At 43.8% G+C, this 11,175-nt stretch carries 9 protein-coding genes; all 9 read left to right on the top strand.

Annotation, left to right across the window (positions count from 1 at the left end):
* Positions 1 to 10: 10 nt before the first annotated feature.
* The 9 genes from A5295_RS02920 (at position 11) to A5295_RS02880 (ending at position 11,160) form a co-directional block, all read left to right on the top strand.
* A complete protein-coding gene (locus A5295_RS02920) occupies positions 11 to 1,210 on the top strand; it encodes a choice-of-anchor M domain-containing protein (protein WP_004109103.1) in 1,200 nt (399 codons plus the stop codon).
* Between the two features lie 13 nt (positions 1,211 to 1,223).
* Entirely contained in the window at positions 1,224 to 3,377 is a 2,154-nt protein-coding gene (locus A5295_RS02915; RefSeq protein ID WP_180963751.1) for a choice-of-anchor M domain-containing protein, read from the top strand.
* A gap of 51 nt (positions 3,378 to 3,428) precedes the next feature.
* Positions 3,429 to 5,144 carry an anchored repeat ABC transporter, substrate-binding protein gene (locus A5295_RS02910; protein WP_231875275.1) on the top strand — a complete coding sequence of 572 codons (1,716 nt, stop codon included), beginning with the start codon at positions 3,429 to 3,431 and terminating at the stop codon, positions 5,142 to 5,144.
* Positions 5,145 to 5,164: 20 nt separating this feature from the next.
* Positions 5,165 to 5,953: an anchored repeat-type ABC transporter ATP-binding subunit gene (locus A5295_RS02905; protein ID WP_012914491.1), complete on the top strand. Its 789-nt coding sequence runs from the start codon at positions 5,165 to 5,167 to the stop codon at positions 5,951 to 5,953.
* Complete coding sequence (locus tag A5295_RS02900; protein WP_004109107.1) at positions 5,953 to 6,816, top strand: anchored repeat-type ABC transporter permease subunit; 864 nt, start codon at positions 5,953 to 5,955, stop codon at positions 6,814 to 6,816. Before A5295_RS02905 ends, A5295_RS02900 begins: the two co-directional genes overlap by 1 nt.
* Before the next feature lie 19 nt (positions 6,817 to 6,835).
* A complete protein-coding gene (locus A5295_RS02895; protein ID WP_004109108.1) occupies positions 6,836 to 7,720 on the top strand; it encodes a 1-acyl-sn-glycerol-3-phosphate acyltransferase in 885 nt (294 codons plus the stop codon).
* 141 nt (positions 7,721 to 7,861) lie between these two features.
* Positions 7,862 to 8,857 (top strand): NAD(P)H-dependent glycerol-3-phosphate dehydrogenase, encoded by a 996-nt coding sequence (locus A5295_RS02890; RefSeq protein ID WP_064621652.1) that lies wholly within the window; start codon positions 7,862 to 7,864, stop codon positions 8,855 to 8,857.
* 71 nt (positions 8,858 to 8,928) lie between these two features.
* Entirely contained in the window at positions 8,929 to 10,071 is a 1,143-nt protein-coding gene (locus A5295_RS02885; protein ID WP_064621651.1) for a D-alanine--D-alanine ligase family protein, read from the top strand.
* A gap of 87 nt (positions 10,072 to 10,158) precedes the next feature.
* Complete coding sequence (locus A5295_RS02880; protein WP_064621650.1) at positions 10,159 to 11,160, top strand: CPBP family intramembrane glutamic endopeptidase; 1,002 nt, start codon at positions 10,159 to 10,161, stop codon at positions 11,158 to 11,160.
* Positions 11,161 to 11,175: the final 15 nt, after the last annotated feature.

The raw sequence follows: 11,175 nt of genomic DNA, 5'->3' as shown, positions 1-11,175 counted from the left end.
AGTTTAAATAATGAATTACAAACAAAATGAAACATTGCAAGTAAAACGAAAGCATGTATATTCTACTGCGTTGCTTGCGCTCATATTTTCTTTAGTAACTTTGGTTGCATCTTTATGCGCACCAAATCCAATGCAGGAAACTGCTTATGCTAATGAAGGCAATCAGCCAGTTATGATTCAAGCAGGTCATGCTGATTTTGGACCAACGCTAATCGACGGCAAATGGAAATTGAAGATTCGCGATGATACTGGTGACGAACCAGTGTGGCGAGACCCAGAAAATGTGGTATTTAAATTAGGTGGCAATTCAATAATTCCTATGCCTGATGATGCTGCCTACAGTTTTATTGGCGAAAAGCCTGGAACCAAGCTTTACGTAATTCCACAAACTCAAAATCCTGATGTGCCGTGGCTTGGTTGGAATACGCAGGAAGGTGGCGTGCTTAACGAGCTCGATCGCGGTGCAAACCTTTCTCTTGAAGGAGTAAGCGGCCCGGGTAAACTGCATGTTTACTTAGAAAATGGCAACAACAATCCACAGCAACTTTGGGATAGTACTAAAGGATATCCGCAAAACAGCTGGATTGAAGCCAACGCTCATACTCACGTGAATTGGGTGTTTTCTAAGCCTGGAATTTATCATGTAAAGCTTACTTTTTCAGGAAAGCTTAAAAATGGACGCGCAGTAAGCGATACGCGTGTTCTTAATTTTGCGGTTGGAGATAATACCGATCCTAATGCTGCTTTAGGTGCGGGTGCTGCTGGAGCAAGTGGCAACGAGGGCGACGAAGAGGGTCAAGATGAAGAAGATAACGATGAATCCGAAAAAGATGAAGCTAATCATCATCACGAACTCCTTCACAACAAGCATAAGCATTCTCACAAAGTATCTGAAAAAAGTGACGATACAGCTTTAGTTCTTCAAATTGTAGGTATTTTTGTGGCTATTATTGCCGTAATTATTGTGATTTTTGTACTAATAGCTGTAGTTAAAAGCAAGAAAGCACGAAATCTTGCGCTTGCTAAGCAAGTTTCTGCACAAGCTAATCAACAGTATGCAAACAATGCAAATTCTGTGAATAATGCAAATGGTGACAATACCTTGCCAAATCTAGTGCGTGATCAAGAAACGACAGTAATGTCACCAATTAATAATTCTCAATATTCTCAATCAGACAATGTGCAATCTGATGGCACTCAGTGGAAATAATGGTGTGACGAAAATGGTTCGTAATAGTATAAAGAAATTATCTCGCGCTTTGTTGGTGGGCGTGTGCTTGTGTGGCATGATGATGGGAACTCCCACGGCTTTTGCTGACAATGGCAGTGACGCAACTGTTGTAAGCGGAAAGAAATCTTCTAAAGATTTTGACGCAATAAAGCAAGCCAATTTTAAAGCGTGTGCAGCTGCTCGCTTAGATAAAACTGCTTCACAACCTGCGGCTGATAGTAAAGTTGCAATGTGCCATGCGTATAAAGGTCATACTGACGTTTTTGCAACTTTCTTTGATACTACAAATAACCGCATGGTATTAGGTACCTTGGGTGATGCGTTTGAAAATGAAGATCATAATGGCACTCGTTACGATACGAATCGGCTTATTTTTGAAGTCGGCTCTAAAAATATCATGCAGTTTTCCAAAGATGAGAACGATCCGATAATAAAAGAAATCTACGCAACAACTCGCGAAGGTGTAGTCTGGTTCTTTGATCAATCTGGAGCTGGAAATACTGGTGCATTATGGCCTGGTTTAGATACTAGACCGTTATATGAGGGAGCTGGTTCTACAAAAGTTAATCCAACAGTCAAACTGTCATTAACTGGTATCGAAGCCCCCCACAACGGCGAAGTTTTTATGTACAGTCGCAGCGGTGACGATTATGAGAAAATGCTCGGCTCTGCTGAAAACTGGCCGAAAGATGTTGACATTACTGAGACTGGTGGCAAGCATTCGCACATGTATTGGTCTTTTAACCGTCCTGGTGTGTATAAGTTAAAAATGAAGGCTACTGCTACCGTTGGTGACGAGGAGCAAAGTTCTGAGCAGACTTATACATTCCATGTAACTAATCATGATGTAACAGCTGGCGATTTTGCTGATTATGATGGCGCATCTTTTGATGGTGATGAAGATGGTGAAGACGACGAAGAAGATTCAGATGATGATGACGATTCTCAAAGTGAGGATCACAGCATTAATGTGCAACAAAGTAACGGATCTTTCTTCATTAACGGTAACAACAACACTGTGTATGTGACTCCATGGCCTGGAGCAAAAATGCAACAACAAGGACTTTTTGGAAGTAATAATGGTGGTCTTATTCATGGGGAACATAACGCTAAAAGCGGAAAGCAAGTTTCTCAAAGTCAGCAATCTGCTGTGACAAAGTTCAAAGACATCAAGGGCGACAAGCTTGTTATAGACCACGGTCACGTTGATATTGCTGTATATACTGGCGATTCAAATAAAGTTGATATGGCTGTGCAAGAAGATGTGACAGGAAGCCACGTCTTTAGAGACCCGGATACAGTTGTATTCGCAGTTGGTGATGCTGGTAAAACTAACGGCGTGTATCGTATACCGCAAACACAAATTGATGGTGTGCCATGGATGGGTTGGAATAATCAGTCTATGAATCCGCATAAGCCAACTCAATTGAGCCTAACAGGAGTTGAAGGTCCTGGAAACGTACGCGTTTGGATGTTTGGCGGTTTGGGCGGTGGAGATCAAGAGATTTTCTCCACTCAAGGAGCAACAGATTATACGATACCTGCAAATACGCATGCTCATGCGAATTGGGATTTCGACGAACCGGGATATTACACATTGCAATTCCAAGCTTCCGACGGAAATTCTACAGTAACTCGCAATATTCATGTTGCTGTTGGTGTAGATCCACAAGAAACACCAATGGGGTATGCTGACGGCGGGCCAAGCAAGGGGAAAAAAGATACACAAGGCAAAAAAGTTGGTCCTCCTGCACCTTATAGTCCAGCAGAACCTAATAAGTTGCTTCGTCCTAGCGGCAATAATGGTAGTGGCGGAAATCCTTTTGTTGGTGGTCGTGGTTTAGGATTGAACAATTCACACTCTGGAAAACAATTGCCAAGAAAAGCTAAAAAGCATAAAGGTCTTGTTTCAAAAATTAGTAACAAGAGGCTCGCTAAAAGTTTGTACCGACAGAAATTGAACGATAATGACGATGTTGCGAAGTCTGAAGCAAAAGGTGTAACAGGATTATTTAAGCGAAATCCTTTACTTGCTTATTCGCTTCTTGCTGGTGGAATTATTGCTGTGCTTGGCGTTTTGGGTGCAGGGATTTGGTATCTCTACAATCGCGGACTTATTAACTTCAACTGGCTGTTGCGCTATTAGTAGTAGGAGTGTGTGAGGGTGATTCATAGGCCCAGAAGAGTAAAGCAAACTTTGTTTTCTTCGATTGGTGCAATTGCAGTCGTCGCGCTTATTTTGCCGCTTTCTGCTTGTGGTAGTGTTAACGGGAATCGTGCAGGACATCGCGATGGTCGCATTAATGTAGTTACAACTACAGGCGTTTTGCGTGATATGGTGGCGAATGTAGCAGGGGATGCTGCAAATGTGAGTTCAATCGTACCTGATAATGCAGATCCGCACTCTTACGAGCCACGATTGCGTTCAATTCGAGACGTTGTGTATGCGGATGTGGCTTTTAGTAATTACATGATGCTTGAGGAGCATGGTGTTATTACTGCTTTAGACGCAAATTTGCGAAAAGGCGTGCCAAATGTGCAACTTGCTGAAGAAAGCGTGAAACATGCGGCGGATATTATTCCAATGGTCGAAGATGTGTCGTTGGACACTATTTGGCTTGGTCTTGCTACAGAACGCCAAACTTCGCAGACGGTTGAGGAAGCTAAAGATGCTAAAGAGCAACAAAAATCTCAAGAGAAACCTGATAAGTCGCAGTCTTCTCAGGTTTCTCAATCTTCGCAATCAAACGCGCCTTCCACTGTAACGAAAGAAGGACGCGCTACTGTAATAAAGCCAAAAGCATACAACATGAAGCGTTCGGACAGGATCCGCTTAACTGCAACTAAAGTAACTGGTCCTGGTTCGCTTTTCGCTTACCTTACTGGCACTTTTGGAAGTGTAGAAACTTACGTTAATTCAGCAAACGGAATTAACGATGAAGATCATGTAGATTTGCCTGCGGACGCGCACACGCATTTAAGTTGGGCTTTTAGTAAGCCAGGAGAATACACTCTCGACTTTCATGCAGATATGCTCAATGCTCAAAACGAAAGAGTTGCAAGTTTAGGAAACGCAACTATGCGTTTTGCTGTTGGCATTAACGCGCAGAAATTAGCGAAAAAGCGTGGAGCTAGCGTAGTTTTGAATCAAGGCCATGCAGATTTGGCTTACGATTTAGCTAAACGCGGATTTTTGTACAGAGTTGACACTTTGCAAGAAAAGCGGTCAGTTGCGCCAAAGCGCGTATACTATGAGCCGCGAGACGTAGTAGTAGAAGTGCCGACTAATGCTTTAAAAGAAATTCCAGCTGAACAAGGCTATAGATTCCTTGGATTTGCAAGGCAGAAAATTTATCAACTTCCTCAAGCTGTTCTTGGAAAACATGTTCATGGAGATATTGATCCGCATTTATGGCAGTCAGTGAAAAACGGAATTGCTTATGTGCGCACAATAGCTGACCGCTTGTGCGAAGTCGATCCTAAAAATGCTCGCAAATATCGCGCAAATGCGGATCGATATATTAATAAACTTCTCGACGTAGACGCTTATATGCGTAAAAAAGTTGCGTCAATTCCAAAAGAGCGTCGCAACTTGGTTACAACGCATGACGCTTTTGCATACTTAGGTAAAGCTTATGGCGTAAATATTGCGGGATTTGTAACAATCAATCCTTCAAGCGAACCGAGCGTGCAAGATAGGCGCAGACTTTCGCAAATTTTACGCGACTTGGAAATCCCTGCAGTGTTTTTGGAGCCGAATTTGATTTCTCGCTCGTCTGTGCTTAAAGAGCTTGCGTCTGAAGCACATGTGAAAGTTTGTCCAATTTATGGTGACGCTTTCGACGCGAATGTGCGAACTTACGCGGATATGATGCGAGCTAACGCGGATTCTTTAGCGAAATGTTTGAAGTGAAAGTGTTAAAGGTAATAAATATGGAAGAAAATGCAGTAATTTGCGCACAAAATTTGAATATTTCGTACGGGAATCGCGCTGTTGTAAAAGATGTTTCTTTTACCATTAATAGTGGCGAATTCGTGGGATTACTTGGCGCAAACGGTGCCGGTAAAACAACGCTATTTCGTGCAATTATGGGTTTGATTCCGCATACTGGAAAACTCGAAGTGCGTGCTCCTCATATGGAAGGTGCGAAACTTAATTCTCGCGTATCTTACGTTGGATACGTGCCTCAACGTCACGATATTGCGTGGGATTTCCCACTTTCTGTTTTAGATGTAGTGATGATGGGTAGGATTCGTCATATTGGTTACGTTCGTCGCGCTAAAAAAGAAGATTACGAGATCGCATTAAACTCGCTTGAACGCACAGGAATGGCTGATTTCCAAGATCGCACGATTGGTGAACTTTCTGGAGGTCAGCGGCAACGCGTTCTTGTTGCGCGAGCATTGGCTGGAGAGCCGCGTTTACTTTTGCTAGACGAACCGTTTACTGGACTTGATATGCCTACTCAGGAGCTGCTTACCGATTTGTTCTTAAAATTGTCTGCTTCTGGTGAAGCAATTCTCATGAGCTCGCACGATATTATTGGTTCAATTAACTCATGCTCGAGAATAATGCTATTTGATGGCACTATTGTGGGCGACGATGAGCCGCAACATTTGCAAACAGAACAGTGGGTACGAACCTTCCACGTAGCTCCGCAAAATCCGCTTATTAAAGCAGTTGAGCGCGTAATTGGTAAGGAAAGTGTGGTGAAAGAGTAATGTTATCTCCAATAGAATTTATACAAGATTTAACAAATCCAGACCTTTGGTTTTTGCTAAAAGCGCTTATTGTAGCGTGCCTTTCTAGCGTAATTTGCGGTGTAGTTGGATGCTACGTAGTACTTAGAGGAATGGCGTTTATTGGAGATGCTGTAGCTCACTCAGTATTCCCAGGACTTGCTATAGCCTTCGTATTGCAAGGAAATCTGCTATTTGGAGGAGCACTCGCAGGAGTTGCAACTGCGCTAATCGTATCTATTTTTAGCCAAAATCGCAGGCTTCGCGAAGACTCATTTATTGGCGTATTTTTCGTATCTGCTTTCGCTCTTGGAATTGTGATTATTTCTAAAGCATCTGGCTACGCCGGCTCTTTGGAATCCTTCTTGTTTGGCTCGATTACAGGTATTCCTGATTCAGATATTGCTGTTGTTGCTTTTACTGGTTTGATTATTTTGGCTATATTATGCATGTTCCACAAAGAGCTTGTGTGCGTATCGATGGATCGAGAAACTTCGCGCGCAATGGGATTGCCAGTTGCATGGTTAGATGGAATGTTGTACGTGTTAGTGGCTATCGCTGTAGTTGTTTCCGTGCAAATTATTGGAAACGTGCTTGTGCTTGCTCTGCTTGTGACTCCTGCTGCAACTGCGCGACTGCTTACGGATAGGCTGCCAAGAATGATGATTTTAGCTCCTGTTATTGGGTGCGTTTCTTCGATTGTTGGAATGTATATTTCGTGGAGCTTTGATACAGCAACAGGCGGAACAATTGTGCTCGTAGCAACCGCTTTATTCGTGCTCGCTTGGGTGTGCTCTCCTAAACATGGGTTGATTGCAAAAGTGGGTCGTAGCGTAGGTTTATAGCGTGCGGCACAATAGACGTATGGTATCAAAAGGAAAACCTTCGCCAAGAAGTGCAGTAAAACCACTCAGTGATGAGCAAGTAAAGCTTTTAGCAAGTAAACACAATTTAGTTGATCCAACGTATTACTATCCAACAGGAAAACGTAAGCCAAATCAGGCAGAAATTGACGCGCAAAATCCTAAGGCTGCTGAAAGATTGTTAGAAGGAACGTCGCGCGTATTGCGTTCGCGCTGCAAAGTACGCGCGTGGGGATTGGAAAACGTGCCAGAAGAAGGCGTGTTTATTACAGCTTGCACGCATGTGACGATGTTTGACGTTTTCATACCTATGACTGCACTATTCCACCAAGGTCGTCGTCCGCGCTACATGGCAAAAGCGGAACTCGCTCACTGGCCAATCTTAGGCAAATGGTTTCAGCTTGTAGGCATGCAGTCGGTTCCTCGCAGAAGCGGAAAAGCGCGAGAAATAGAAGAAGAATCTATTAAAATCCTCACCAATGGCAGACCTTTAAGTGTATGGCCTGAAGGAACAGTTACGCGCGATCCTAAAAAATGGCCGATGAGCATGAAGCCCGGAGTTGGAATAATCGCTCTCGAAGCATCGCGTAGACTCGGACATCAGATTCCGCTATTTTGCGCTGTTGTGTGGGGTGCTGCAAGCATTAACCACTGGTGGCCGTGGCCAAAGAAAAATGTTGTAATGTGCTACGATACCCAACTCGATTATTCCGACTTGCTGCAGGGAAGCGAAAATTGGGGAGAGCTACCTCCTCTTGAATCTGCTGAAGAGTTGGCTCGTCGCGTGCGTGTGCGTATGACGCAGATTATGGAAGAAATTCGTGGAGAAAAATCTCCTGCAGGATACTTCGATTACAGGCAGATGAAACGCGTTACGGAAGAATAAAAAATATACAGAAGAATAAAATAAAGTATCTTTTATAAATCCCGTAAAGCGGCATGTGTAGAATTATGTAATAGTGTGATTACAAATAAATAGCTATACAGTAGCTTATAAAACTCACAACCGAAAGGCAGGACGTAAAACATGAACGTTACGGTGTTGGGTGCTGGTGCTTGGGGAACTGCGTTTGGACAAGTACTTGCGGATGCAGGAAATCAAGTGACAATGTGGGCAATAGAGCCGGAAATTGTTGAAGGAATTCGCGATCATCATCATAATGGCGTGCGTCTGCCTAGCGTAGAAAAACTTCCAGAAAACATGACTGCAACTGGGGATCGAGCGGAGGCTGTTGCGAATGTGGATATTGTAGTTGTGGCTATTGCGGCACAGTTTGCTCGCGTTGCGTTAGCAGAATTTGTGGGGCTGATTCCGCAAAATGCGATTGTTGTTTCGCTTATGAAAGGCATTGAGCGCACAACCGGAAAGCGCATGGATGAAGTCGTGTGCGAAGCATTGAACTTGCCGCGTAACCGTTTTGCTGCACTTTCTGGACCAAACTTGAGCAAGGAAGTTGCATCTCGCCACCCGGCTGCAGCAGTAGTTGCTTGCGCAGAAAAGTCTCAGGCAGAAGTAGTTGCAAAAGCATGCTCAAACAGCTACTTTAAAGCATTTGTGTCAACAGACGTAATCGGTGTAGAAATGTGCGGATCGCTTAAAAACGTGGTTGCGCTCGCAGTTGGCATGGCTCGAGGCGCGGGATACGGTGAAAACACGGCGGCTATGATTGAAACGCGCGGTTTGGCAGAATTGACGGCATTGGGCGTTGCAGAAGGCGCAGATTCGCGCACTTTTGCAGGTCTTGCTGGCTTTGGTGATTTAGTTGCAACTTGTGGATCTCCTCTAAGCCGAAATTACACTTTTGGGTCAAATCTTGGTAAAGGCATGAGCGTTGAAGAAGCAACAGCTGTGAGCAATGGTGTTGCAGAAGGCGTGCCAACTACAAGCGCAGTAGTTGCAATGGGCAAGCGTTTGGGCGTTGCGACTCCGCTCGCAAGTGCAATGGCTCGCGTGCTTGAAGAAGGAATCTCCTGCCAAGAAATGCTCGCAATGCTTTTCGACGACGACGTTTGCGAAGAGTAAGTAGCGTTTGCGAAAATAATCAAAACTAGTCCAAAATAATTAGAATAATTCAAAATATATAAAGGAAAAAAATGACGAAAAAGCGTGTAGTGTTCTTGTATGGCGGTAAGGCAGACGAACATTCGATTTCTTGCATATCCGCTGCTGGAGTGCTCAGTGCTGTAGACGAAAATCGTTTTGACATTGTGCGGATCGCAATCACAAAACAAGGCGAATGGATTGTTGGTGGTGAAGATCCTCGTAACTTCCACATGGAAGAGGGTGAGTTGCCAGTAATCACAAAAACCGCTGGAACGCGCGATGTTGTGCTTGACCCTGCCAAAGGCGCAGACGGATTTTTAGCCCGCGAAAATGACGGTACACTTACAAGTTTGGGTCATATTGACGCAGTTTTCCCAGTTCTTCACGGTCCAAACGGTGAAGATGGCACTTTGCAAGGCTTGCTAGAAATGATGCAAGTTCCATACGTTGGTTGTGGAGTGTTGGCTTCGGCTGCGTGCATGGATAAATACTATGCAAAGCAACTGTTTAAAGCTGCCGGAATTGATGTTGCTCCTGGAATTGCACTTGATGCGCGCAAGTTTGCAAGCGACGCGGAAAATCGCTTTGATGCATACGCAGAAGAAATTCTTGCTCAAGTTGAAGCAGCAAAACTCGAGTATCCGCTTTTTGTAAAGCCAAGCCGCGCAGGATCTAGCTTTGGAGTTACAAAAGTTGAATCGCGCGATGCTAAAGCCTTAGCAGAAGCTATTTTTGAGGCTTCAGAGCACGATTGGCGAGTGTTAGTAGAGCAGGGAATTGACGCTCGAGAAATTGAGTGCGCGGTTCTTGCAGCTCGCGACGGCGAAGAACCGAAAGCAAGCTGGCCTGGAGAAGTTGTGCTAGACAAGCGCGAGGCTGGTGAAGACCAGTTCTACGATTTTGACAGCAAATACATGGATTCCGCAGCTTCGCACGTTGAAGTTCCAGCAAACTTGCCAGCGGAAACTTTAGAGCGCGTTCGCAAAACGGCGCTTGCAGCGTTCAAAGCGGCAGATGGGCGGGGACTAAGTCGCGTAGATTCTTTTGTAACTAAAGATGATCGCGTAATTCTTAACGAAATCAACACGATGCCTGGATTTACGCCAATCTCCATGTATCCAAAAGCTTGGGAAGCAACTGGAATAAGCTACAGCGATTTAATCACAAAGCTTATTGAAGGCGTTTTGAAATAATTTAATCAACTGTAAAGCAGAAACAAAAGCAGAAACAAAAAGCAGCAATTAAATCAGCAGCAAAAGCAGCAATAAAAAGGAATAAGTATGCAAGATTTGCAAAATTCATGGCGCGACGACACTTATTTGTTAGCGCGCAAACGTCAAGGAACTATTGGCATGTCTTTATGCGTATTCCTCGTAGTTTGGATTGCTGTTGCCTATGTTCTTGGAGTCCTTTCTTCACAGTTTGTGCCTAAGAGCATGCTAAGCGACTCTCTTAACACATTACTTGTGTCGGATATTTCGCAGTATTTAGTCGCTTTGCCAATCGCAATGCTTATTATGCGCACTGTTCCTGCGGCAAAAACCCGACAATTCTCTATGAAATTTAGCCAATTTGGCGGATTCTTTGCTGTGTGCATACCGATTATGTACATTGGTAATATAGTTGGCGTTTTCCTAGCAACAGTTCTTAGCGGTGGCAAAGCAGAAAATCGCGTATCAGACACTATTGCAGCGGGAAATATGTGGGAAACCTTCATATTCGTGGTAATTCTTGCGCCAATTGTGGAAGAATGGCTTTTTAGAAAACAGCTGCTTTCTCGTTTGCGCGCGTACGGAGAAAAGCGAGCTATTGTATTTTCTGCACTTGCTTTCGCGCTTTTCCATATGAACATTTTCCAATTCTTCTACGCATTTGGACTTGGACTTGTTTTTGGCTACATTTATATTCGTACGTCCAAGTTGAGCTACAGCATATTCCTTCATATGATTGTGAATTTCCAAGGAAGCATAATTGCCCTGTGGCTGGAAAAGCAGCTGGTTGATGCAAGCGGAAATATGGTTGACGTAGAAAAGATGTCGCGTCAGGAATTAGCTAGCCTACCAACCGGTTTTATTCTAGCTGGAATTTATGGGATGTTTATGATTGCCATGCTTATAGTAGGCGTGGTTTTGCTGGTTCGTCGCCGCAAGTATCTCGTATTCTTCGATGCTCCGCAAGAACTTCCAAATAAAGTTGGAAACAAAGCATTGTACGGAACTGTTGGAGTAATAGCGTTTTTGATTATTTCAATACTTCTTAATTTGCTAATGTTATTTGCGTAAAAGCGAATAAAAAAT

Source organism: Gardnerella sp. 26-12, from assembly GCF_001660745.1.
Lineage (GTDB): Bacteria > Actinomycetota > Actinomycetes > Actinomycetales > Bifidobacteriaceae > Bifidobacterium > Bifidobacterium swidsinskii.
Note: the sequence above shows the minus strand (reverse complement) of the source record. Positions and strands in the feature narration are given on the sequence as shown.